The 24,072-nt window shown below is 40.8% G+C and carries 20 protein-coding genes; 14 read left to right on the top strand and 6 right to left on the bottom strand.

Features of this window, described 5'->3' with window-relative positions; translation table 11 throughout:
• Position 1 precedes the first annotated feature (1 nt).
• The 5 genes from BUR11_RS16355 to eat all read left to right on the top strand — a co-directional run bounded on the left by BUR11_RS16355 (position 2) and on the right by eat (position 9,115).
• Complete coding sequence (locus tag BUR11_RS16355; RefSeq protein WP_074226039.1) at positions 2-3,949, top strand: eCIS core domain-containing protein; 3,948 nt, start codon at positions 2-4, stop codon at positions 3,947-3,949.
• 103 nt (positions 3,950-4,052) lie between these two features.
• Entirely contained in the window at positions 4,053-5,519 is a 1,467-nt protein-coding gene (locus tag BUR11_RS16350; RefSeq protein ID WP_074226038.1) for a serine hydrolase domain-containing protein, read from the top strand.
• Between the two features lie 176 nt (positions 5,520-5,695).
• Positions 5,696-7,063 carry an ethanolamine ammonia-lyase subunit EutB gene (locus BUR11_RS16345; RefSeq protein WP_074226174.1) on the top strand — a complete coding sequence of 456 codons (1,368 nt, stop codon included), beginning with the start codon at positions 5,696-5,698 and terminating at the stop codon, positions 7,061-7,063.
• The gene (gene eutC / locus BUR11_RS16340) at positions 7,060-7,821 is read left to right on the top strand and encodes an ethanolamine ammonia-lyase subunit EutC (protein WP_074226037.1); all 762 of its coding nucleotides are present in this window, start codon (positions 7,060-7,062) and stop codon (positions 7,819-7,821) included. The genes BUR11_RS16345 and eutC overlap by 4 nt, the downstream gene beginning before the upstream one ends.
• Complete coding sequence (gene eat, locus BUR11_RS16335; RefSeq protein WP_074226036.1) at positions 7,802-9,115, top strand: ethanolamine permease; 1,314 nt, start codon at positions 7,802-7,804, stop codon at positions 9,113-9,115. Before eutC ends, eat begins: the two co-directional genes overlap by 20 nt.
• A 910-nt stretch (positions 9,116-10,025) precedes the next feature.
• On the opposite strand, the gene BUR11_RS16330 is transcribed toward eat, so the two are convergent.
• Together BUR11_RS16330 and BUR11_RS16325 are read right to left on the bottom strand one after the other, a co-directional pair.
• Positions 10,026-10,541, bottom strand: a complete 516-nt coding sequence (locus BUR11_RS16330; RefSeq protein ID WP_074226035.1) for a hypothetical protein — start codon at positions 10,539-10,541, stop codon at positions 10,026-10,028.
• Between the two features lie 177 nt (positions 10,542-10,718).
• Complete coding sequence (locus BUR11_RS16325; protein ID WP_074226034.1) at positions 10,719-11,225, bottom strand: hypothetical protein; 507 nt, start codon at positions 11,223-11,225, stop codon at positions 10,719-10,721.
• A 457-nt stretch (positions 11,226-11,682) separates the two neighbouring features.
• Between BUR11_RS16325 and BUR11_RS16320 the strand changes: the two genes are divergently transcribed.
• The 7 genes from BUR11_RS16320 to BUR11_RS16290 all read left to right on the top strand — a co-directional run bounded on the left by BUR11_RS16320 (position 11,683) and on the right by BUR11_RS16290 (position 19,460).
• Positions 11,683-13,071: a short-chain fatty acid transporter gene (locus BUR11_RS16320; protein ID WP_084561021.1), complete on the top strand. Its 1,389-nt coding sequence runs from the start codon at positions 11,683-11,685 to the stop codon at positions 13,069-13,071.
• Between the two features lie 108 nt (positions 13,072-13,179).
• On the top strand, positions 13,180-14,814 hold the full coding sequence (locus BUR11_RS16315) for a S8 family peptidase (protein ID WP_074226032.1): 1,635 nt from the start codon (positions 13,180-13,182) through the stop codon (positions 14,812-14,814).
• Between the two features lie 482 nt (positions 14,815-15,296).
• Positions 15,297-16,070 (top strand): hypothetical protein, encoded by a 774-nt coding sequence (locus BUR11_RS16310; protein ID WP_074226031.1) that lies wholly within the window; start codon positions 15,297-15,299, stop codon positions 16,068-16,070.
• Positions 16,071-16,422: 352 nt separating this feature from the next.
• Complete coding sequence (locus BUR11_RS16305) at positions 16,423-17,055, top strand: Cap15 family cyclic dinucleotide receptor domain-containing protein (RefSeq protein ID WP_074226030.1); 633 nt, start codon at positions 16,423-16,425, stop codon at positions 17,053-17,055.
• The gene (locus tag BUR11_RS16300) at positions 17,045-17,431 is read left to right on the top strand and encodes a mCpol domain-containing protein (RefSeq protein WP_074226029.1); all 387 of its coding nucleotides are present in this window, start codon (positions 17,045-17,047) and stop codon (positions 17,429-17,431) included. Before BUR11_RS16305 ends, BUR11_RS16300 begins: the two co-directional genes overlap by 11 nt.
• Before the next feature lie 48 nt (positions 17,432-17,479).
• The gene (locus tag BUR11_RS16295; protein WP_074226028.1) at positions 17,480-18,211 is read left to right on the top strand and encodes a hypothetical protein; all 732 of its coding nucleotides are present in this window, start codon (positions 17,480-17,482) and stop codon (positions 18,209-18,211) included.
• Between the two features lie 4 nt (positions 18,212-18,215).
• Positions 18,216-19,460, top strand: coding sequence for a radical SAM protein (locus BUR11_RS16290; RefSeq protein ID WP_407640231.1), 1,245 nt, complete (start codon positions 18,216-18,218; stop codon positions 19,458-19,460).
• A gap of 152 nt (positions 19,461-19,612) precedes the next feature.
• Here BUR11_RS16290 and rpiB read toward each other — a convergent pair whose 3' ends face one another.
• The 3 genes from rpiB to glyA all read right to left on the bottom strand — a co-directional run bounded on the left by rpiB (position 19,613) and on the right by glyA (position 22,299).
• A complete protein-coding gene (gene rpiB, locus BUR11_RS16285) occupies positions 19,613-20,050 on the bottom strand; it encodes a ribose 5-phosphate isomerase B (protein ID WP_074226026.1) in 438 nt (145 codons plus the stop codon).
• Positions 20,051-20,156: 106 nt separating this feature from the next.
• Positions 20,157-21,014 carry a twin-arginine translocase subunit TatC gene (gene tatC, locus BUR11_RS16280; protein WP_074226025.1) on the bottom strand — a complete coding sequence of 286 codons (858 nt, stop codon included), beginning with the start codon at positions 21,012-21,014 and terminating at the stop codon, positions 20,157-20,159.
• A 16-nt stretch (positions 21,015-21,030) separates the two neighbouring features.
• Positions 21,031-22,299 carry a serine hydroxymethyltransferase gene (gene glyA / locus BUR11_RS16275; RefSeq protein ID WP_074226024.1) on the bottom strand — a complete coding sequence of 423 codons (1,269 nt, stop codon included), beginning with the start codon at positions 22,297-22,299 and terminating at the stop codon, positions 21,031-21,033.
• Between the two features lie 159 nt (positions 22,300-22,458).
• Between glyA and BUR11_RS16270 the strand changes: the two genes are divergently transcribed.
• Entirely contained in the window at positions 22,459-22,833 is a 375-nt protein-coding gene (locus BUR11_RS16270; RefSeq protein WP_074226023.1) for a UDP-glucuronosyltransferase, read from the top strand.
• On the opposite strand, the gene BUR11_RS16265 is transcribed toward BUR11_RS16270, so the two are convergent.
• Positions 22,830-23,057: a hypothetical protein gene (locus BUR11_RS16265; protein ID WP_074226022.1), complete on the bottom strand. Its 228-nt coding sequence runs from the start codon at positions 23,055-23,057 to the stop codon at positions 22,830-22,832. The two genes, BUR11_RS16270 and BUR11_RS16265, sit on opposite strands and share 4 nt — an antisense overlap.
• A 104-nt stretch (positions 23,058-23,161) precedes the next feature.
• Between BUR11_RS16265 and BUR11_RS16260 the strand changes: the two genes are divergently transcribed.
• Positions 23,162-24,070: an AEC family transporter gene (locus tag BUR11_RS16260; protein WP_074226021.1), complete on the top strand. Its 909-nt coding sequence runs from the start codon at positions 23,162-23,164 to the stop codon at positions 24,068-24,070.
• Positions 24,071-24,072: the final 2 nt, after the last annotated feature.

Genomic DNA, 24,072 nt, shown 5'->3' with positions numbered 1-24,072 from the left:
TATGGGGGCTTTAGTTGAACATAAGACCATGCCTTCACCCTATCGAAGTGGTGCTGGAAGCTTTATGGTTCAGCCAAGTCTAAAAGTTGGAAAACCTGGGGATCATTTCGAAAAAGAAGCTGATGCAGTGGCAGATTATGTTATGATGAGCCCCTCTCCCTCTTCACCAGCATTTGCCATGAGTCCGAGCTCTTCCGATGCATTCCAAATGCAAGCAGAGGAAGAAGAAGAGACCCTTCAAATGATGCCATTCGCATCATCCTCCCCTTTCCTTCAATTGAGCGCCATGGAGGAAGAAGAGGAAACTATTCAACTTCAGCCTGAAATCGGATTTGGTATTCAAAGGCAGGAAGAGGAGGAAGAAAGTATCCAATTATCCCCAGATGGTTCAATCCAGGCTTCCCCTTCAATTTCAAGCCATCTAGTAAACAGCTCCGGAGGAGGTCAAGCACTTCCAGCCCCTTTGCAAAGTGAAATGGGAGCCAAAATTGGAGCGGATTTTTCAGGAGTTAGAATTCACAAAGATGCTCGGGCGGTTCAAATGAGCAATTCTTTGGGAGCCCAAGCTTTCACTCACGGAAAGGATATTTATTTCAATGAAGGAAAATACCAACCAGAATCCTCCCAAGGGAAGCATCTGTTAGCCCATGAACTGACTCATACAGTACAGCAAGGTTCCGCTCCTGTTCAACGAAGTCCTTTGCCCCAAATCAGCAGCACAGCACCTCAGGTGCAGCGATTACCTTGGGCAGTAAGAGAGGGACTCGCGGAGTTTGCAAGCTACATTCCAGGCTATTCCCTTTTGACAGTGATCATAGGATATGATCCTTTGGCAGGCAGGAATGTAGAAAGAAACGGTGTCAATTTACTTGGCGGATTACTGGGGCTTATTCCAGTATTCGGGATGCTACTTTTCAATAAACTGACCGAATTAGGAATCATCCAAGATGCATTTACCTGGGTAGAAACAGAAATGAGATCATTAAATCTCACTTCCAGTAGATTGAGTGATACCTTGGAAGAAGCTTGGGACCGAATGGGGATTACCGAGGGTTGGGATGGGAATATCCAAATCCTGGATGAAACTTTTGGACAGCTCTATCGGGATATTGTCACTTTTGCAGGTCGGGTAAAAGATCAGATTTTCATCATGATCAAAGAGGCTTTAATGACAGGCCTCAAAGCTTTGGCAGATGCTTTCCCAGGATATCCCTTGTTAACAAAACTACTTGGACACGACCCATTGACAGGGGAAGAAGTCATCTCCACTACTGCTGAAAAAATTGAAGATTTCCTGCGCCTGATCGGTAAAGAACAGGAATTGGAACGAATGCAAGCCGAAGGAACCATTCAGGAAACCGCTGATTGGATTGATGCAGAATTGGCTGCCTTAAACTTCAGTTTTGCAGAAGTCAGAGCCCTCTTTGAAACCGCTTGGAATGCCTTTTCATTGGATGATTTAAGTGATCCATTTGGTGCTTTCCAGCGTACTGTGGCTATTTTCACCCCTTTTACACAACGGGTATTTACCTTCGCAGCCAACGTAGCGATCAAGGTCCTTGAAATTATTAAAAATGCTTTGATGTCCCAGCTTTCTGCCTACGCCAGAGAGCAACAAGGCTTCCATTTGATGACGGTAATTTTAGGAAAAGATCCCTTCACAGAAGAGGTGGTGCCTCGCACTACCGTCAATATCATCAGGGGCTTTATGGGACTGATGCCGGGTGGGGAAGAACAGTTTCAGCAAATGCAGGAAACCGGAGCCATCGAACAGACCGCCTCTAGAATCAATGCGGCAATAGAAACCTTAAACTTCTCATTGGCATATATAACAGGTTTGTTTTTGGGACTATGGAACAGCTTTACCATAGAAGATGTATTCCATCCGATAGATGCCTTTGTTCGAATAGTTCAGACTCTTGCTGATCCTATTCGGCGACTTTTTGCCTTCATCGTCACCATCGTCAAAATTATTGTGGAAGTATTGCTGGTCGTGATGAATTTCCCAATTGAAACCATCCAGCAGATCATTGCGAATGCTCAAAGTGCCTTTGAAGACATCAAACGCGATCCAATTGGATTCCTAAAAAATTTACTGGGGGCTGTGAAGCTAGGTTTTGTACAGTTCTTTGACAATATACTAACCCATCTTTTGGGCGGATTAAGGGACTGGTTATTTGGGGAACTGGCTTCGGCCGGGATCAATCCACCTGCAGATCTAAGCTTCCAAAGCATTTTAGGATTTGTCCTCGATGTGCTTGGGTTAACCGTGGATAATGTATGGGAAAGACTTGAGATGAAAATCGGAGCCGAGCGGGTAGCTCAAATCCGAGGAGCCATTGATACACTTACCGGGATCTGGACTTTCATCAAAGATGTATGGGAACGTGGACCCATTGCCATTTGGGAGTATGTTCAGGAGCAGCTGAGCAATTTGTGGAATATGGTATTGGAACAGGTACAAAATTGGGTGGTGACCCGAATTATCACCCAAGTCACCACACGGTTGCTATCCATGCTTGATCCGACAGGAATTATGGCGGTCGTCAACAGCTTTATTGCCTTTTACAGAGCTGTTCAATCCTTTATTGAAAAACTGCGTGAGATGCTGGAAATCGTCAATTCATTTGTGGCGGGAGTGGCAAATATTGCCAGGGGAGCAATTGGAGATGCCGCCAATTTCTTGGAAGCTGCATTAGCACATGCCATACCTGTAGCCATTGGCTTCCTTGCCAACCAGGTAGGATTGAGAGGCCTGGGAACAAGGATCGCAGAAATGATTGGAGGATTAAGAGATCGGGTAAATGCAGCGATTGACTGGCTGATTGATAGAGCCTTGAGTGTGGGAGGTGCGATTTTGCAGGCTGGTAGAAATGCTGCCGATGCCGTCCTTGGATGGTTAGGGTTTAGAAAAAGATTTACTTTACCTAATGGTGAACAACATGAAGCTTATTTTGAAAACTCAACGCCCCAAGCTCAAATAATAATAGCAAGTGCCGATCCTATGACTTTAGGAAGAATTATTTCAACTAAAAGTTGGAATAACAAAACAATCCCTGATGATAAAGTAGCCGAACTACAAACTTCAGCAAATGAAATTGACAGAAATCGAGAAGGTCAAGGGGTAGAAAAAGGGCAGATAATCATGAGGGAATTTGAAAAAATAGTAGCTATACTAAATGCGATTGGTGGCCCTCCAATACCACAAACAAGGGTTGAAACTCGAGATAAGGTTTCAGGTGCAGGGATGGAAATGGGTCAACACGTAGTAGTAAATCCACTAAGTCTTGATCCCGGTGGCCTTGCAGGAAGTCAACCAACCTATACGACTGGATTGGGTAGATTACTGAAAATGAATTACCCAAATTATATCGTAGAAGGACATCTGTTAAATCATAAACTGCATGGACCTGGTAATGTCTCTTGGAATCTAACTCCAATAGCCAAGCAGACCAATTCCGAAATGAATTCTAAATTTGAGCGCTTTGCTAAACAGCATATTATCGATGAAGGAAAGGTCGTTCGATATGAAGTAGAAGTGAATTATCCACAAAACTTAAATAATGGAGTCAAAACCGATCCAGATAGCTATGTAGCCGATAGCCTAAGCTTCAGTCTTCAAGAGCTAGAATATACCAATAACAATTGGGTGCCCTCATCCTCACAACCTACCAGTTGGGATATTCCTCCTTCGATCACACATAACAAAGCTTCCATTCCAGGTTTTGGAACTGGTAGATTAAATTTTATGGTCTATCTGAACGATTCACCAATTGAAGTACTTCAGAGAGTCAATGGATTAGGTGAAGTAAGGGCTCAAGCTATTATCAATAAAAGAAATGAAAAGCGATTTACTTCCTACGCTGAACTAGAAGCTGCAGATGGAATTGGTCCTTCTACGGTTGCCGTTCTTAAGGCTGAACCCAATGTGAGACTCAACAATAGATAGAATTGCTCTCAATTGCTTTTAAATTTACCCTTTATGACCAGCTTTTAGGAATTTGAACTTTCATTCAATCTAGGTAACTTTTAAATCCTTTAAACCAACTAGAATGAAAAGTCTATCCTACCTGATTACTCTTTTTTGCTTCCTCTTATTTTCTTGCGGAAATCAAGAAACTCAAACTGATCCCATCCAAAATGAAATTGCTGCCATAGAAAATGGCCTGATTTCTCCCTTTGTGGTCAAGGGCGATTCCATCCAGACAATGAATATCTATGAGCGAATGGAACACTATCACGTTCCAGGAGTGAGTATTGCTGTAGTAAAAGATGGAAAACTACATTGGGCCAAAGGATATGGCATCGCCAATACTGCAACCGGAGATTCCGTGACTATTGAAACCATTTTTCAAGCCGGATCCATCAGTAAACCACTGGCTGCTTTGGGTGCACTCAAATTGGTGCAGGAAGGAAAAATGGATTTGAATGAAGATATCAACACCTATCTCAAAGGTTGGCAAGTCCCTGAAAACAAATTCACCGAAACTGAAAAAGTAACACTTGAAAGACTGTTGACGCATACCGCAGGAATGACCGTTCATGGCTTCCCAGGCTATACCCAAACTGACACTTTCCCTGATATAATCACCGTTTTGGAAGGAAAGGGCAATACCCCGACGATCTTTGTGGATACCATTCCAGGAAGCATTTGGAGGTACTCAGGAGGTGGTTATACCGTCATGGAGAAAGCTGTGGAAGATGTTTCAGGACAACCCTTGGATGTGTTTTTAGCTGAAAATGTATTAGAGTCAATAGGAATGAACCATAGTACTTTCGGCCAACCCCTCCCTCAAAATCACCAAGTCAATTTCAGCGCTGCTTATGATAGTGATGGAAAACTAATTGAGGGGTTGTATCATAATTACCCGGAACAAGCTGCGGCCGGCCTTTGGACTACTCCTTCTGATTTGGCCAAGTATTACCTGGAAATCCAAGCCATTCGATCCGGTAAAACTGATGGAGTCCTTTCCAAAGAGCTAATAGATCAAATGCTTACCGAGCACAAAAACCGTTGGGGGTTAGGCCCTGCTTTAGGGGAACGCGACGGGAAAGTTGTCTTTGCCCATGGTGGAAAAAATGCAGGCTTCAGCAATGACATGATGGGCTATGCAGATCAGGGAGATGCCATTATTGTAATGACAAGCGCCGATGGTGGGGTACGATTGATGTCAGAAATTATGAGGGGCATTTCTCATTATTACGATATGAATTTGAGAAATCCAGGCGAGGTAGAACTTGCTGACTTATCACAGGAACAACTGGAGCATCTTGCCGGATCCTATCAATTGGATAGACCTTTGAATGGAATTGAAAATTATGTAGTGGAAGTGAGCGTCCAAGGAAAAAATATCTTTGTTTACGATCCCAACAATGGCGACGAAAACCTGCTCTCCCCCACTTCAGAAACTGATTTTGTAGACTTGAGCACTGGCGACCGGGTGAAATTCCAGCCTTCCGAAAATCCGGTTGGAATGCTCTGGGGAGGAAGTTTTCAGTTTTATAAAGTGGAGGAGTGAAAAATTGAAATAATATCGTCACTGCGAGGCTCCTTTTTTAGAGCCGTGGCAGTCTCGTTTTAAAAAACAATGGAACCAATTTTTACGAGATTGCCGCGTCGTCGTTCCTCCTCCTCGCAATGACGGACTTAAATAAAATTATTGGAAAACTTGAAATAAATCCCCATTTTAATTACATGGTTTACCAGCATACCATCGGCAATTTTTCATATACTTTTCCCGATCTCAAAACCGTTTTAGCAAAGGCCTCCCCAGAAAAATCAGGGGATCAACTGGCAGGTCTGGCAGCTTCCTCCGAAAAGGAACGCATGGCCGCCAAACTCGTATTGGCCGAATTACCCATCAAACTTTTCCTATCCGAAGAAGTGATCCCGGCCGAAATTGATGCAGTTTCACAATTGGTTCAAGATAGTTTTGATCACAAAGCCTTCCAACCCATCTCCCATCTGACAATAGGAGATTTTAGAAATTGGCTGTTGGATTACCAAACCGATGGGAAAAAAATCGCTCAGATTAGTCCTGGCTTGACTCCGGAAATGGTCGCTGCAGTCAGTAAAATCATGGCCAACCAAGACCTGATCTTGGCTGCTTCCAAAATCCGAGTCATTAGCAAATTCAGAAATACCTTAGGCCTCAAGGGTCACTTTTCCACAAGACTCCAACCCAACCATGCCACGGACGATGCCAAAGGAATCATGGCCAGCACCATCGACGGATTGCTCTATGGAGTAGGCGATGCGGTGATCGGAATCAATCCCGTTTCGGATTCTGCAGAGACTACCCTACGACTATTAGAAATGCTGGAAAAGCTCCGGCTGCAATACGAAATTCCCACCCAATCCTGTATTCTTTCGCATGTGACCACCACCTTAGAACTCATCGCAAGAAAAGCGCCTGTGGATTTGATTTTTCAGTCCATTGGAGGCACCGAAGCTACCAATACCAGTTTTGGCTTTAGCTTGGATACTTTGGAAGAAGCCTATCAAGCGGGCAAAGAACTGAATCGAGGAAGCATCGGGGATAATTTCATGTACTTCGAAACAGGCCAGGGAAGTGCACATTCTGCCAATGCTCATCATGGAGTCGATCAGCAAACCTGTGAAGTTCGGGCCTATGCAGTGGCGAGAAAATTCAAGCCCCTTTTGGTCAATACCGTAGTAGGATTTATAGGTCCAGAATACTTGTATGATGGAAAACAAGTGATCCGAGCTGGATTGGAAGATCATTTCTGTGGTAAACTGATGGGCCTTCCTATGGGTTGCGATATCTGTTATACCAACCACATCGATGCAGATCAGGATGACATGGATAACCTACTGACCTTACTGGGAGTAGCAGGCTGCAACTTTATCATGGGAATCCCTGGTGCCGACGATGTGATGCTCAATTACCAAAGTACCTCCTTCCACGATCAACTTTACATCCGACAGGTGTTGGGGCTCAAAAGGGCCCCGGAATTTGACGAGTGGCTGCTTAAAATGAATCTGATAGACGCTACCGGAAAAGTCTTGGACGTTCAGGGAAATAAATTGCTAGAGCTATGAGTGAACAAACCAACCCTTGGGAAAAACTCAAAGCCTATACCGATGCCCGAATTGCCTTAGGAAGAACGGGCGGAAGTCTCAAAACCCATGAGCTGCTCCAATTCCGAAAAGACCATGCCTTGGCGAAAGATGCGGTTTGGACCGAAATGGATATCCCTCATCTGGAAGAAGGACTCCAAGATCTCAAGCTGAAAAGCCTGATTTTGCAAAGCCAAGCCGAAAGCCGTGAAAACTATATCAAAAGGCCTGATTTGGGCAGAAAATTGGATGAAAATTCCAAACAAGCCATTCGGAATTTAAAATTGGCTACATCCGATCTTTCCATCATCTTGTCTGATGGGCTTAGTGCACAGGCAATTGCCTTGCATGCCCTTCCATTTTTGCAGGAACTCCTGCCTAAACTATCAGGCTACTCACTGGCCCCCATCTCCATCGTAAAACAAGGACGGGTAGCCATCAGTGATGAAATCGGAGAATTATTTTCCAGTAAACTAGCCATTATTCTGATCGGGGAAAGACCCGGTTTGAGTTCCCCGTATAGCATGGGGATTTACTTGACATACAACCCAAAAGCAGGAAATACAGACGAAAAACGAAACTGCATTTCCAATATCAGAGCAGGCGGTTTGCCTTATGCTTATGCAGCAGAGAAACTCGCTTTTTTAACCTCGGAGGCTCTGAGACTAAAACTATCCGGTGTCCACTTAAAGGATACTTTTGACCACCATCTATTGAACAATGAATCAGGAAAAAACTGAATTAAAACGTACGCTCGGGCCATTTATGCTTTGGGGGCTAGGCGTAGGTTATGTAATTTCGGGAATGTACTTCGGCTGGAACCTCGGTTTGGCGGAAGGAGGCACCCTGGGATTGGCTGTGGCCACCCTATTTATCATTATCATGTATGTGACTTTTACCTTTAGCTACACGGAGATGGCCTGTGCCATTCCCAAAGCCGGAGGTGCTTTTGATTATGCCCGATTAGGACTGGGTAAAAACTGGGGATTCTTGGCCGGAATGGCTCAAAGTATCGAGTTTATCTTCGCTCCACCTGCCATCGCCGCAGCCATCGGAGCCTATTTCAATGTGTTTTTCCCGGAGATCAGCATCACCACCATTGCCATCACTGCCTATTTGATTTTCACTTTGATCAATATCTCCGGGGTGAAGTTTGCGGCCTACTTCGAACTCATCATTACCATCATCGCTGTAGCCGAACTTCTACTCTTTTCGGGCGTGAGTTTTACCGAATTCAAGTTTGAGAACTTGAGCCAAAATGCACTTCCCAACGGTTGGGGAGGCGCTTTTGCAGCCATTCCATTTGCAATATGGTTTTTCTTAGCAATCGAAGGTGTGGCCAATGTAGCCGAAGAAGCCAAAAACCCACAACGCAATATCCTGATCGGTTTCGGTTCCGCTTTGCTGACCCTAGTGATTTTATGTTTGCTGACCTTTACCTCCTCCATCGGGGTGGCAGGATGGGAAGCCATCGTCTATCCTCCGGGAAGTATGGAGCCCTCCGACTCTCCCCTTCCCTTGGCCTTGGCCAAGATTGTAGGTGAAAGCAATATTCTCTACCATTTACTGATTACAGTGGGATTGTTTGGATTGGTGGCCTCCTTTCATGGGATTATTCTGGCTGCAGGAAGATCTACCCTGGAACTAGGACGTGAGCGCTATGTGACGCCAATTGTAGGGAAAGTCCATCCTAAAACCAAGACTCCGGTGAACGCCCTTATTGTCAATATGGGTATCGGGATCTTGGCATTGCTTACTGGTAAAACCGGTGAAATCATCACCATCGCCTGTTTCGGGGCCTTGACCTTATACATTGTATCGATGATTGCCTTTTTTGCCTTGCGGAAAAACCATGCGGACTTAGAGCGTCCTTTCCATGTTCCCGCTTTTCCTTATTTCCCTGCCATTGCGTTAGTGATTGCGATCATCGCCATGGTTGCCATGAGTATTTATAACCTGACTTTAATGGCCATTTTCTGGGGATTGGTAGGTTTTGGGTATGTGAGTTTCAGATGGTATCAGAGGAAGGGGTAAGGAGGAAATTGGATTATACGATCAAACCGCCGAAAGCATTATCCAAAACCGAGTTCGGATCGATTACATTTTGGCCAGCCCATCACTTGCCAAAACCTGTTCCCAGGTAGAAATTTTTAATCATGGAGCCCCTGAAACCCTTTCGGATCATTTCCCGATGATGGCGGTATTTCAGATTTCTTCAGAGACTAAATAGATAAGGATGAACAAAATCCCACCCGGATTTTTGTAAACCTTTTCAAGTGGCTGTGTCATAAATACGTCTGGCTTCATTAAGTGTCAAGATCCCGATGTTTATCGGGATTGAAAAGTAGCTTGATTTGCTGCAATAAGCCTTCGATATATACTACTCTCGTCGTTCATTTGATGCATTTGGTTATTTACTGATATATCAAATCAATTTACTAATTCCAGACCCCAGCGGGGTCAAAGCTTTATAACCCAGGGTTTCAACCCTGGGTAAAATGGATTAGGTTTCCCCAGCGCTGGCCCGGGATTTTCTTTCGAAGACATGATCGTTTTGCCAGCAAGATGGAAGCTAATCTAAGATATAAAAAGTTTGATGAGTGTTCTTTTGCCTTGAAGCAAAAGAACCAAAAGTTCAAGACGCAGCAAAGCTTCAACCGCACAAGGCCAAACGCTGGCCCGCTGCTGCGTCAGCCCCACGCGCCCACACTTATTACGTTTTGTTCTTAAGAATTGGTTTTCGATTAAGTAATACCATCATGTAGTTTTCCTCTAAATGAGGTGAATAGCTTGTATTCATGTGCAAAAAACTATGCTGGATAAAAGGGATTGATCGAAGTAGATTATTTGTGAAAATCCAATTGCAAATTGAAAATATATGACGGTGTAGTTGCTCCAGACAGCTGTCGAGGACTACACCCAGTTTAGGAAAGATGAGGCACAATTAATTTTTCATTCCAATAACAGAAATATTATAAACACTGTCGGGATCTTGACTTCTTAGAAAAATATTCAATTCTATCTGTTCAAATCTATTGAGGCTGTTTTTAGGCCAAATCCTAAAAGCTGGAGCACTAATCTGACTTGGATTTGCTTTCCTCCTGTAATCATCTGTAGTAAGAAGTTCCAGATGAACCTCCACTATATTCAATAGGTCTAGTTGCTCTATTTTTCTGACACTATATTTTAATTCAGGCAAGGTATAGATCCCTGTATTCTGAAATCTCATCGTGACTACCTGCTCTTGATTATTAAATGAAACCATGGTTAAGACATCGTGGACAAGAAAGGTGGTATCGATCTCTTCAAATGAGTTAGTATTCTTGATCACATCATGGAATAAAGAACCTGTATAGCTACCCGCGATATTTGTAATACCTGGAACGTCCGGTTCTACTTCATCTTTATCGGTACATGAGAATAGTAAAGCACAAAAAAGGAGGCATAGATAAGATTTCATACTTTAATTTACCAACTATCACCTTGCCTCACTCCCAGAAAATCCCAATCTAAGAAAACTGTTTATTGATTTTCGCAAAAGCCCTGACCGAAGGTTTTTTGGTAAAATCCTTTTCTAGGTGTAGTCCACGACATTGTCGGGACAAACTACAACCAGATTAGGATTGATGAGGCACAATTAATTTTTCACTCCAATAACTGAAATATTATACACGCTATCAGGATCCTGACTTCTTAGAAAAATTTCAAATTGTAGTAAATCCCTTCTATTAAGGTTGTTTTTGGGCCAAATCCTAAAAACAGGTGTGTCTATTTGATTGGGGATTGCTTTCATTCGGTATTCATTCGTGTTTAGTAGCTCCAGATAAACATCAACGATTTTCATTGGCTCTAGATTCTCTATTTTTCTGACTTTATACTTTAATTCAGGCAAAACATATCTTCCCGTATTCAGAATTTGTATGGTGACTATCTGTTCTTGATCATTAAAAGCCACAACGGGTCGGACTCCATTTACTGTATAGGTTGTATCAAATGTTTCATTAATCTTAATGACATTATGGAATAAAGAACCTGTATAGCTCCCCACAATATTTTCAATACCTGGAACGTCCGGTTCTACTTCGTCTTTATCGGTACATGAGAATAGTAAAGCACAAAAAAGGAGGTATAGGTAAGATTTCATACTTTAATTTACCAACTATCACCTTGCTTCACTCCCAGAAAATCCCAATCTAAAAAAACTGTTTATTGATTTCTGCAAAAGCTGTAAGATTCTATTCCTCTCTCATAGTTATCCCGCCTACTAGCGCACAAAGATTCTGGTTTTGAATCATTTAACCTGATTTACGCTATGAAAAAAATAATATTATCTCGATATTGAATTAGCCAAACAATAGGATTGCCACAGGAAAGTTTCGTTGTCAAGTACCTTATTTGTCAATCATTACCTTTCATCGTTACCTACTATACCAACCATTTTAACGAATTCATCGCTCACTTTTGAATTTGATCCTACCCATCAAATTGGAAAGACCTTATTTCGATTCCAAAGTGAAGATTTTAGTGGTTGGTTGATTTTTTTACCAGCATAGTACCACTAATCCATTACGATTACTTTTTTCATTAAAAACTAACTGATCATGGGAGACCTAGGAGAGCAATTCACCAACCTATTTAAAAAGTATATGCCAAATGCTTTTGTTTTTGCGTTGGTCTTGACCATCATAACCGCTGTTTCCGCACTAGTATGGACAGAATCCACCATTATGGATACTATTTCGGCTTGGTACCAAGGGTTTTGGCAGCTTTTAGAGTTTGGTATGCAAATGACCCTCCTACTAGTAACAGGCTATTCCATCGCCCTCTCTCCCATTATAAAACGATTCTTTTCCAAACTCACCCAATTCATTCAAACTCCTAGGCAGCTTTATCCATTCATCATCCTCATTGGGATGCTTCTAAGTGCGGTCAGTTGGGGTTGGATCGTTATTACTGCCGTGCTGGGAAGAGAACTTGCCTTACGGATCAAAGGGGTCAATTACCCCTACCTCATTGCCTGTGTTTATTTCTCCGGAGGGGTTTGGGTCAGTGGATTTTCAAGTACTATCCCACTCTTGCTTAACACTGAAAATAATTACTTAATTGAGGCGGGAGTTTTGTCTGGTACCATCCCAACTTCTTATACCTTAGGATCTATTTTAAATATGTCCATTATTGGTTTTTCTTTATTCTTTGGTCCCCTCCTTTTCTTTTTATTAGCTCCAAAAAAATCAAATGGGCTGGAAGAAATGCTTTCCTCAAAAACTCAAAATCAGGAACTTACCATCCTGGAAGAAGCCGAAAGTATGAAGCAAAAGGAAATTTCTTTTTCAGATAGACAGAACAATAGCCCTATCCTTCAATATGTTATCGGGCTGATGGGGCTAGTTTACATCATTTATTATTTCAGTACCAAAGGATTGGACATCAACCTGAACATCATGATTTTTATTTTTATTGTGATGGGTCTGTTTTTGCATCAAACCCCCATCCGATATGGAATCGTTATGAAACGCTCCAGTAGTAATATTTCGGCAATTCTGTTTCAGTTTCCTTTTTATGCAGGAATCATGGGAATCATGAAATATACTGGGTTAGGAAATGAACTTACCAATGCCATGGTCTCAATCGGCACGATAGAAAGTTTTCCATTTTTGGCCTTTCTCAATGGGGCAATCGTCAATTTTGCGATCCCATCTGCAGGAGGAGAGTTTGCGGTCGTCGGTCCAAGCGTCATCGATGCGGTAAAAGAACTTGGAGTAGGGCTTCCTGAACTCCAAGTCACCAAAATGATTGCTAGAGCCTCCATGTCTATCGCTTTTGGGGAAAGTTTGACGAATTCATTGCAGCCCTTCTATTTGCTGCTTATCCTTCCCATTATGGGAGTTGGCATTAAAATCCAGGCACGGGACGTCATGGGGTATTTATTCATCCCTTTTATCCTGTTTTTCATTGCCTGGGCATTAATGGTGGTCTATGTACCACTTTAAAAAACCATGGATTCATCCAAAATGCCACTCAAGTAAAACCACATTCCCTTCACCAATTTTAACAGCGTTTTTCAATCCATTTTTCATTTGGGAGCGTTACATTGGACTATGATTAGAAGCAAAATCCAGCTGTTGGCCGGGTTGGGAGTAGGCCTGATGGTCATGGGATGTAGTTCCTCCTCCTTAATCACCGCCCCGCCGATCAGCTATACCAACACCAGCCCCAAAGTAGCCGAACTGACCGATCAGGAATCCAGGCATTGGGGACATCTAGATTTACAGCAAGATACGATTCCAGGCATGAGCATAGACCGCGCCTATGCGGAACTCCTCAAAAAGAAAAAAGGAGAGGAAGTCATCGTGGCTGTGATTGACTCAGGTATTGACCTGGATCATGAGGATATCCAAGAGGTTCTTTGGACCAATCCAGGAGAGAAGCCTGGGGATGGTCTCGATAATGATGGGAATGGATACATTGACGACATCCATGGATACAACTTCCTAGGCGAATCCTTCAATGAACAAATGGAAATGGCAAGAATCGTCCGGTTGAAACTCGGAGATGAGGCCTATCAAGCAGCTGCCCAAGAAAAGATCAATGAAAAGCTTCCTGAAGCCAGAGCAGCCCTTCCTCAGCTAAAGCAGATCGAAGCGTTGGTGACCTTAGCCGATAAGAATATCAAGACTGCTTTGGGAAAAGAATACTATTCCTTAGCTGATCTACAAGGATATGAGCCTAAGAATGTACAGGAAGAGAGAACCGTAGGGATGTTGATGCAGGTGATCAGCATGGGGGAAAATATCCCAGATGCGATCGAAGAACTTCAAGCAGGAATCAACTATTACGAGACCATGGTGAACTATAACCTGAACGTGGATTTCAACGGTCGAACTCCCGTAGGAGATGATCCTTATGATTATTCCGATCAGGACTATGGCAATGGAGATCCGAATATCAGAGATACAGAGGAAAGCCATGGTTCCCATGTAGCAGGAATCATTGCTGCTACCCGAAACAATAAAAAGGGCGTGGACGGCGTCGCGAATCGTGTCAAAATCATGTCTGTCCGGGCGGTGCCTAATGGAGATGAATACGACAAGGACATCGCATTGGCAATTCGCTATGCAGCAGATAATGGAGCCAAGGTCATCAATGCGAGTTTTGGAAAGGGATTCTCCCCTAATTCCGAATGGGTCTATGATGCCTTAGCCTATGCGGCTTCCAAAGATGTGCTCTTTGTACATGCTGCTGGAAACGATGGAATTGATTTGGATGATCCGAAGAACCCAAGTTTCCCGAATGACCATCCCAATGGAGCACAAAGTGAATTTGAAGACAATTACCTCACCGTGGGTGCCTTGACTCCAATGCTGGGATCTGAAATGGTCGCAGTATTTTCCAATTATGGAAAGAAGTACGTGGACATCTTTGCCCCTGGGCAAGAGATTCTATCCACTATGCCCAATAATGGCTATGAATTTCAGGACGGCACTTCCATGGCCGCTCCTGCAGTAACGGGTTTGGCGGCCATGATCCGATCCTATTATCCAAGCCTGAGTGCCGCCCAAGTGAAGCAAGTAATCTTGGAGTCAGGTATTGCTTTAGACATAGAAGTCATGGTAGGAGGTCCGGAAGGAGAAGAAAAACCCTTCTCCGAGATCTCATCCTCTGGGAAGATCGCCAACCTATACAATGCCCTGATCTTGGCCAGTCAAGTGGCTAACGGGAAAGCAAGTTTGTAAAGCCTGGTATCTTAATAAAAAACATAAGCAAAGCCTCTTCTGACTCACAGAAGGGGCTTTTTTTGATCAAAACGAAGATGGAAGTTCTATTGATTCCATCAACTAAACTCCCAATAATCTATATTATTGATGGACTATTAGAGCAAGAATTCAACTTATTCCAAGGAGATCAAAATGAAGAATCCCAAGGAATCAACCCAAATAAATGGGGCTGAACTACAAAAAACAGCTCAAAAAAGTATAAAATACCCAGTACTGGGTATAGGAACTCAACTTTTAGTTTCCGTACTTCAAGGGTTGGTGGGATTGGGGTTAGATCGAGCGTTTTAGAAAACAACAAAGAATTTTTGTCGGTTGTTGTCGGTTACGATTTATTAATACTTGTTTTTCAGTGCTTTATAAACCCATGCTCCTATTCCAACTATAATGGAAATATGCGGAATTCGTATATACAAATGTTAGGTGTAATTTAAAAAAATGATATGCCAATAAATGAAGATCATCCAATAATGAACCCACCTGATAAAGATGTAACTCTTTGGAGGTATATGGACATTCCTTCTTTTATGGCTCTTCTAACAAATCAAGAATTGACGTTTGTAAGAGGAGACTTATTTGAAGATAAGTATGAAGGCGTTCTACCAAAAAAAACATCTGCATTAATTGACGAATCAACAAGAAGGGAGATTAAGGATGGCAAACTTGATAAACGATATTGGAATTTTTCTCAAATTCTAAACAACGACAATAAGAATATTTACTTGAGCTGTTGGACTAAAGAAAACCATGAAATGGTCCACATGTGGAAAATCTACTCCAAAGAGAATGGTATAGCCATAAAGACAAGTTATGAAAAGCTAAAAAGGGCGATTGAGACAAAAGAAGATGTATATCCCACAGTCATAAATTATATTGACTTCGATAAAGATATAGTTGATTGGAAGTCAAACGGGTTAACAGCATTTACGATCAAACGCAATGAGTACAAATCTGAGAAAGAGTTTAGACTAATAATTTCATATCCAAGGGAATTGGAGGATCAACTTAGTCAATTAAAGACTCATGAAGAAATAAGTCCCGCTAGGCGACAGCTCTATCTTAAAACTCCAGTCATTAAATGTAAGGTTAATGCGGACGAGCTAATTTCAAATATTCAGGTTAGTCCTTATGCCCCTGATTGGTACTTAGGCCTGATTAAAGATATTATCAAAAAGTATAATTTAAAAATTGACTCAATAAAGCAATCGGAATTATAAAAAACTGAAGTCAATCGAGTAGACGGCCGTGAGCTATAAGCCCAAGGTGCGCCTAGGCCACGGCCCAAAGGTCGTACGAGTCTTCCCGATTACACTAAGTTTAGACCACCATACCTAACGGATGCATCTACGCTTTTTTATTATTAGGAATTTACAATTCCCTGTAGCCATCTGAGACAATTAATAAACAGGCAAATAAATTTCTAACTATTCAATATCGACAAGGAAGTCATTACCGAAATTGTTAATTTGGTTTACACAACACAAAATACCCCTGCAGACCATGCAGATATATGCAATAGAATAGGCGGACTTGGGTTTATAAAAGCGTTTGCTAATATTGAGAAACAAAATGAAAAAAGAAGAAATAAAACTTATTGTAAGTATCTCTATCGCAATAGCAACGATATTGGGAATATCTTACCTAATTATTTTAGATAAGAGTTTTGACCTTTCAAATGGTCTTAGGGCTATTAGTTTTGGAATAACAAGTACAACATTCTTTTGGACATTTTATTTTACTTATGGTTGGAAAATTTGGGGATTAGATAAGGTTTTTTATCGACCAAATTTAAGTGGTACTTGGGCAGGGATACTTAGATCCGATTGGAAAGATGAAAACGGAAATGGAGCTGGAGATATTGAGTTTTATATAGTAATACGACAAAGTTTTTTGAGAATTCATTTCACAACTTTCACCGACTCATTCATCGGGACTTCTTATTCAGAAACTTTATCCCTAAAGAAGGAAACAGGGCTTAAAAATGCGGCTTATTTATATCGTAAAGAAACTAGTCAAGATGAAAATGAGTTCCTTCAAGAAGGAGCGACAGAACTGAGAATAATTGAATCCAATCCTAAAAAACTTGAAGGAAAATATTGGAGTAACCAAAAAACTAATGGCAAAATAGATGTTTCCTTTATTTCAAAAAAAATAGTAGACTCATTTAATGATGCTAAAACTTTGAATAATAATGGAAAATAAAATATTTGTCCGGTTAGATGTAGACAATGTAGGAGACAGGATTGAGCTAGCCCTTTTAGAATCTAACACTATAGAAGCTCAAAATATCCATGATAATATTCAAAAAAATATAAATTCGATTTTATCTAATATTCAGAATCATAAATCAATTAAAGTCCTAATGACAGGGTGTGATGATATATTATTTATCATTAATAAGAATGAATATGACATTTTATATTTAGAAAAATTAAAAAGTGAGTTTAAACTAAAATCAGGTTTCTCTTTAAGTATTGGAGTTGGAACGTCTATTACCGAATGCATGTTGAATTTGCATATAGCAAAAGTATCTGGGAAAGACAAAATCGTAGATAAAACAACAGCAAACAAAACCTAAACTGCATAAAAACAAAGTAAATACAGAAACTTTTACAAGCATAATATTATGTCAAAAAAAAGTACATATCTGAACTTAGTAAATAAAGATTATAGAAAGGATTGGCAATTTGCAATGGATGTAATGAAAAATCCTATTGTCAAACCGGCTACATCTGTAATTTTTATAGTTCCGATATTATTAAGCATTCTAAATAAGGAAATTCTCGATGGCATACAATTACCATTTCAACTTCCCTTAACATTATGGTTATCATGGATTTCAGCAATACTTTATTTAATTGCTTTAATTATTTACAGAGTTTATTGTCCAAAATTTGTCCAAGAATATAGAGATTTTGGACAATTCTCAAAAAGAAAGCATTCACATCGCTGGATAGTTTGGGAGTTTTATTATAATATCATTAAATATGAAACTTGGGAATTATTAAGAGAATCGTTTGACAAAAATATTTCAATTGAAGCTGAAGGCGAGGAAGGAAAAGAATATTTTACTTCCAAAGCAAAAAATAATGAAACAATTGATATTGGAATACCAAAAGTTAAAGGGCGCAATGTCCTTTTGCCATTTAAATTAGAGGACAATAAGATTTATTTACTCAAAATTTCAGAAGACGATATTAAACTAAACGAAAAGGAAAAAGAACTTTTTTGGATTCTATATACAAGTCTTACAAAACAAAATAATACAGCTCGAAACTGGTTTTGGATAGTTATCTTTTTTATGATTTTTAGTGTCAGTTTAATTGTGATTTGTAACATCGCTAAAGTATTTATATAATTCAATGTCATTTTATAAGAATTCAATTACTATAACTAGTCAATTATTTTTTTGCTCATCCCCAATAAGAATAGACCCTTACAACACTTGTCAATTTGGTTGCACTTACTGTTTTTCGAAAAAACGGTCTAAGTTGGCTTCAAACAAAGGCGTACAAATTGCTTCTCCAGAAGCTCTTCGTACTCGTTTGAAAAGAATTAAAAGTGGAGTAATAAAGTCTGCATTAGACGAGATGTTTGAACAGAGAATACCTATCCAACTTGGTGGTTTACAAGATCCATTTACTGATTTCGAAGGAAAAAACAAAATCACCTTTGAAATTCTCAAAGTTTTAAAGGATTTTGATTATCCAACCATGGTTAGCACTAAAGGTAAAATTTTTACAGAGCCCAAATATTTAAACTTAATGTCTGGCATGAATATAATGTTTAGGCTTTCAGTAGCAGGAGTTTCTGAATCTAAAAGGGCTAATGTAGATATCGGTTGTGACTCTTTTGATGAAACATTAAAAAAGATAAGAATTTTAAAGAAAAATAGAATCCCTGTATCTGTTAGAATTCAACCAATCATTCCAACTTTTGAAAGCAACGTTCTCGAAATGATTAAAAAAATTGCCTTGCACGGAGGAAATCATGTTGCTTTAGAACACTTAAAAATTTCTGTTGAAAACAAAGCTCGTCAAATAGAATCACTAAACAAAGCTTTAGGAATTGATTTATGGAACGAAATGATAACTTTAGGATTGACAAAAATTGGCAGGGATTACTCTTTAAAACAAGAAGTTATAAAACCCTTTATAATCAAAGCACAAAAACTTTGTAAAGATTTAGGTCTTGCTTTTGGGGCTGGAGATACTGGATTTATTCACTGGAGTGATGGCAATGGATGCTGCAATGGTTCTAGTTTATTCTTAAAAGATGCAAATCAATTTGATTCTAACATTATTGGTGCACTGAAGAATGCTAAAAACGGAAAAATTTACTTTAATGATATTTTAAAAAGATGGTCACCTAAAGGAAATGTTCACCGTTTTTTAAATAAAAATTCTAGAAAACTATATGACAATGATGAATATACAAGTTGGCAAAAATTAATAGCATATCGTTGGAATGGTAAAAATAGTCCTTACAGTCCAATATTTTTTGAAGGAGTGACATGGAGTGGAGAATATGACTCCAATGGTTTTAAAGTTTATGAAATTAATAAACTGAAATCTAATAATATAGTTGATAAAAATAGATCTGAGTAATTGCTGGTTCTCGGCTACTTCTGAAAACTCAAAAATAGTTTTGGTTAGTTGTGTACTTGTATAATCCTCCTAACCACTCATAACCGAGACCTTTACAAAAAAACCCATCCTGTTTTGACAAGATGGGCTTTTGATTGATGGAATTTTCTGAATTAACTACAGGCGATCTTCTTCACTCGATTTTGATGTCTTCCGCCTTCAAACTCGGTAGTCAAGAAGATTTCGGCTAGCTTTTCGGCTAGTTCGTAGGAAATAAAACGTGCCGGCAAAGCAAGGACATTCGCATTGTTATGCTGTCTCGCCAAAGCAGCCAATTCCTCGTTCCAGCAAAGTGCCGCACGGATTCCCTGGTGCTTGTTGGCAGTGATCGCCACCCCATTTCCACTACCACAGATTACAATCCCGAGTTCGTACTCTCCTGCTTCGATCGCAGCACTCAAAGGATGTACATAGTCTGGGTAATCCACCGAAGCGGTAGAGAATGGACCAAAGTCCTTCACTTCATATCCAAGGGACTCCAGTTTGGTAATTAGTTGGGCTTTGTATTCAAAACCTGCATGATCTCCTCCTATTGCTATCTTCTTTGCCATAAGTTGTAAATTTATATAGGCTTCGACTCCGCTCAGCCAGACAACTTTGTCATCCTGAGCGGAGTCGAAGGATATTATGATTCTAATGTCCTAAAATCCTACTTCCTTAATCTCCCATTGCATCTCTTGCTTCTTCTTCCGCTTCTTTGATCGCTCTTTTCTTTTCCAGACGTTTCGCAATCTGAATCCCGGCCTCATACAAGACCAAGATCGGCATGGCAATCAAGACCTGGGAAATCACATCCGGAGGCGTAATAATTGCAGAAAGCACCAAGATCACTACAATGGCATGTCTTCTATAGGCTTTTAGCATTGCTGAAGACACCAATCCTGACATGGCTAAGAAATACACCACTACCGGAAGCTGGAACATAATGGCTGAAGCCAACACCAACATCGTGAGGGTAGAAATGTAGGAGGTAATATCAAACTCATTCAGGATCGAGGGATCCAGCTGGTAGTTTGACAAGAAGTTGATGGAAAGTGGGGATAGGATATAGTATCCAAAGGCCGCTCCCAAAAAGAATAACAAGCTGACGAAGAATACGGCTCCTCGAGCAGCATTTCTCTCCTGATCATATAATCCCGGGCTGATAAACCTCCAAATCTCCCAGAATACAAAAGGAAAGGCTGCAATAAACCCTACCACAAAACTCGAAGTCATGTGCATGGTAAACTGCCCGGTCATTTGCCTACTCTGAATCGTAAATGGCAATTCATCGATACAAAGAGCAGTGATTCCGAAATAGTCACTGACATTGCAAAGCCATCGATAGGTCACGAAGTCCACCTTGGAAGGTCCCAAGATTACGACTCCAAAGACAAAGCTCTTGGCTACGAATGCAGCAACGGAAAGTATTAAAATTGCAGAAACAGAACGAAGAAGGTGCCAACGAAGGGCTTCTAAATGGTCCAAAAAGGACATTCCTTCTTCTTCCTCATCTTGATATTGATCTAACGCCACGGGTGATTTTTAAATTCTAATATAATGGAAACTGATTCATCCAGGCATTGACTTCACTTCTGATGGTAGCCAATTCAGCTTCATTTTCGTGATTTACCAATGCGCGGTCAATCAAACCTACAATTTTGATCATATCGTCTTCTTTCAGGCCTCTGGTAGTGATTGCAGCAGTACCTACTCTCATTCCTGAAGTGACAAATGGAGATTTGGTATCAAACGGAACCATGTTCTTATTGATCGTGATATCCACTTTGCCCAAGGTCTGTTCAGCTATCTTACCAGTCAAGTCCTTATTTCTAAGATCGATCAACATCATGTGGTTATCTGTACCACCTGAAATGATTTGATATCCTAAACGTACGAACTCTTCTGCCATGACGGATGCATTCTTCTTTACTTGCAACACATATTCCATGTATTCATCCGAAAGCGCCTCTTCGAAAGCGATTGCTTTGGCAGCAATGATATGCTCTAATGGACCTCCCTGGGTACCTGGGAAAACTCCCATATCCAACAAGGAAGACATTTTCTTGATTTCTCCTTTTGGAGTGGTCAATCCCCAAGGATTATCGAAGTCTTCACGCATCAAGATCAAACCACCTCTTGGACCTCTCAACGTCTTATGGGTAGTCGTAGTTACGATATGGCAATGCTCCAAAGGATCATTCAATAGACCTCTCGCGATTAATCCAGATGGGTGGGAAATATCCGCCAATAAAAGCGCGCCTACTTCATCCGCAATCTCTCTCAATCTTGCATAATCCCAATCACGGCTATACGCAGAAGCACCACAAATGATCAATTTAGGAGAAACAGCCAAGGCTTTCTCTTCTACCTTATCGTAATCGATTCTTCCAGTCTCTTCTTCCACGCCATAGAAATGTGGCTCATATAATTTACCGGAGAAGTTCACTGGAGAACCATGCGTCAAGTGACCGCCATGAGAAAGGTCAAATCCTAAAATCGGATCACCTGCTTTCAGGCAAGCCAATAATACCGCTGCATTGGCCTGCGCCCCAGAGTGAGGCTGTACATTGGCCCAAGTAGCTCCAAATAATTTCTTGGCACGGTCGATCGCCAACTGCTCAATTTCATCGACTACTTCACATCCACCATAATATCTCTTGTTTGGTAAACCTTCTGCATATTTGTTGGTCAACACGCTTCCAGCAGCTTCCATTACTTGTTTGCTGGTGAAGTTTTCGGAGGCAATCAGTTCGATTCCTCTCTTTTGTCTGTCCTCTTCTTGGGCAATTAGATCAAATATTACCGTATCTCTTTTCATAATCAGGGGTTTGAAAGCGGATTAGCTATGGATTAAGAGCTGATTATCACAGCCCAAAAACGAGCCCAAAAATAGCCTGAAACTCTTGATATTCCAATCCAAATACTGCTTTGATCAAAGATTAAAGAATTCCTTTCACAGATTCACTATTTTAGCAGCATGTTTGATTTCAAATTCACACCGGAAACCTATTTTCAAGAAGACACTACATCGGTGCTATTGGTCAGGATGCAGTATCCGGAAAGTCAATGGGGAGAACAGATCAGCATCTATGCACACTGGATAGAGGGAAAGATTCAATTTGAGGCAGTAGATTTTTATGGAAATGACTTTATGCTCTATCCATCCTCGAGTTTTGAACCCTTAAATTTTGAGGATTTGGTGTACCTATTGGAAGGAATCCAAGTGAATCAGGATTCGAATGAAGGAAATATCGAAATGACCCTATATGGGATTCCGAAGGCAGAAAGTGCTTTCTACCCAGAGCTGAAAAAATATTTTGAAGAAAAAAGGGAAAATGCAGGTTTAGATTAAAAATCTAAGGCATTTTGGCTTCTGTTGGATACATGACGAGAGCGGAACCAATATTCATAGGTAGAAAAGTCTACGCATTCATTTAATTCCATTCCTTGAAATAGGATCTTCTTTAAACTATTGACAGGAAGCCAAGATTTAAGCTGCTGAGCTTGTTTCGAACTTAATTGTGAAAGTTGAATCCATTTTCGCCCTTCAATTGAAATAGGTACAAGTTTCGTCATATAGATTTATTTAGGTCAGGTAAAAGTATGCTGATTTTCAATACGATACAAAATTTGAAAATTAATTTTATGTTAATAGCTATTCAATTTTATCCTAAAACTACATGATACCAGTAATCATTGCAGTTTTGGGGCTTTTTTTGGGATTATTTCTTCAAAATCGAGACGGATTCCCTACCGAAAAAGCTACAAAATGGACCAATTTTTATTTATTGAATATTGTATTGCCTGCCTTGGCATTGCTTTATATCCCACAAATCAAAGCTGAATGGAGCTTATTGATCCCCATTTCTGCAGCCTGGTTTACCTTTATCACTTCCTGGATCATCTTCGGGATATTAGGAAAACTGTTGCACTGGGATCGAGGATTAACAGGCTGTCTGATCATTGTGGCAGGCTTGGCCAACACTTCTTTTTTGGGATTTCCCATTGTAGAAGGGCTCTATGGAAAGGAAGGGATGCCTATCGCCTTGTTGATGGATCAAGGAGGATCCTTCTTATTGGTTTCTTCCTTGTCGATCATCGTAGGTTCACTCTACAGTCATAAAAGTGGAAAGCTCAGTAGGATTCCCCTAAAAATCATCAGTTTTCCTCCTTTTGGATTTCTGATGGGTACCTTGGTAATGAGCATTCTGGAAATTCCTACTCCTGAGATGCTGATGCCCTTGCTCAAACTAATTGGAAGAACCATGGCCCCAATGGCCTTATTTGCCATTGGGTTAAAATTCTCTTTGGATTTTGACTCTTTAAAGTCCCGCTATTTCTGGATGGGAATGGGGTATCGGTTGATTTTAGCTCCTATACTCGTCTGGCTAATCTACCGCAATTTCCTGCCTCAGGATAGCCTTACCTTCAAAGTAACCGTGTTGGAAAGTGCCATGGCCCCTATGATCACCGGCTCCATTGTAGCCATCAGCTTTGATCTACGACCCAAACTAGCCACGCTATTGGCCGGACTGGGCATTCCAATAGCTGGACTCAGTTTGTTGGTCTGGTATTACTTATTGGGCTAATC

Origin of the sequence: Algoriphagus halophilus (assembly GCF_900129785.1) — a bacterium.
GTDB classification, from domain to species: domain Bacteria; phylum Bacteroidota; class Bacteroidia; order Cytophagales; family Cyclobacteriaceae; genus Algoriphagus; species Algoriphagus halophilus.
This window is presented reverse-complemented; position numbering and strand designations above follow the sequence as displayed.

Bases quoted from the DNA above. Each gene is read 5' to 3' on its own strand.
- BUR11_RS16355 (WP_074226039.1), top strand. From the start codon at position 2: ATGGGGGCTTTAGTTGAACATAAGACCATGCCTTCACCCTATCGAAGT.
- BUR11_RS16350 (WP_074226038.1), top strand. From the start codon at position 4,053: ATGAAAAGTCTATCCTACCTGATTACTCTTTTTTGCTTCCTCTTATTT.
- BUR11_RS16345 (WP_074226174.1), top strand. From the start codon at position 5,696: ATGGTTTACCAGCATACCATCGGCAATTTTTCATATACTTTTCCCGAT.
- eutC (WP_074226037.1), top strand. From the start codon at position 7,060: ATGAGTGAACAAACCAACCCTTGGGAAAAACTCAAAGCCTATACCGAT.
- eat (WP_074226036.1), top strand. From the start codon at position 7,802: ATGAATCAGGAAAAAACTGAATTAAAACGTACGCTCGGGCCATTTATG.
- BUR11_RS16330 (WP_074226035.1), bottom strand. From the start codon at position 10,541: ATGAAATCTTATCTATGCCTCCTTTTTTGTGCTTTACTATTCTCATGT.
- BUR11_RS16325 (WP_074226034.1), bottom strand. From the start codon at position 11,225: ATGAAATCTTACCTATACCTCCTTTTTTGTGCTTTACTATTCTCATGT.
- BUR11_RS16320 (WP_084561021.1), top strand. From the start codon at position 11,683: ATGGGAGACCTAGGAGAGCAATTCACCAACCTATTTAAAAAGTATATG.
- BUR11_RS16315 (WP_074226032.1), top strand. From the start codon at position 13,180: ATGATTAGAAGCAAAATCCAGCTGTTGGCCGGGTTGGGAGTAGGCCTG.
- BUR11_RS16310 (WP_074226031.1), top strand. From the start codon at position 15,297: ATGCCAATAAATGAAGATCATCCAATAATGAACCCACCTGATAAAGAT.
- BUR11_RS16305 (WP_074226030.1), top strand. From the start codon at position 16,423: ATGAAAAAAGAAGAAATAAAACTTATTGTAAGTATCTCTATCGCAATA.
- BUR11_RS16300 (WP_074226029.1), top strand. From the start codon at position 17,045: ATGGAAAATAAAATATTTGTCCGGTTAGATGTAGACAATGTAGGAGAC.
- BUR11_RS16295 (WP_074226028.1), top strand. From the start codon at position 17,480: ATGTCAAAAAAAAGTACATATCTGAACTTAGTAAATAAAGATTATAGA.
- BUR11_RS16290 (WP_407640231.1), top strand. From the start codon at position 18,216: ATGTCATTTTATAAGAATTCAATTACTATAACTAGTCAATTATTTTTT.
- rpiB (WP_074226026.1), bottom strand. From the start codon at position 20,050: ATGGCAAAGAAGATAGCAATAGGAGGAGATCATGCAGGTTTTGAATAC.
- glyA (WP_074226024.1), bottom strand. From the start codon at position 22,299: ATGAAAAGAGATACGGTAATATTTGATCTAATTGCCCAAGAAGAGGAC.
- BUR11_RS16270 (WP_074226023.1), top strand. From the start codon at position 22,459: ATGTTTGATTTCAAATTCACACCGGAAACCTATTTTCAAGAAGACACT.
- BUR11_RS16265 (WP_074226022.1), bottom strand. From the start codon at position 23,057: ATGACGAAACTTGTACCTATTTCAATTGAAGGGCGAAAATGGATTCAA.
- BUR11_RS16260 (WP_074226021.1), top strand. From the start codon at position 23,162: ATGATACCAGTAATCATTGCAGTTTTGGGGCTTTTTTTGGGATTATTT.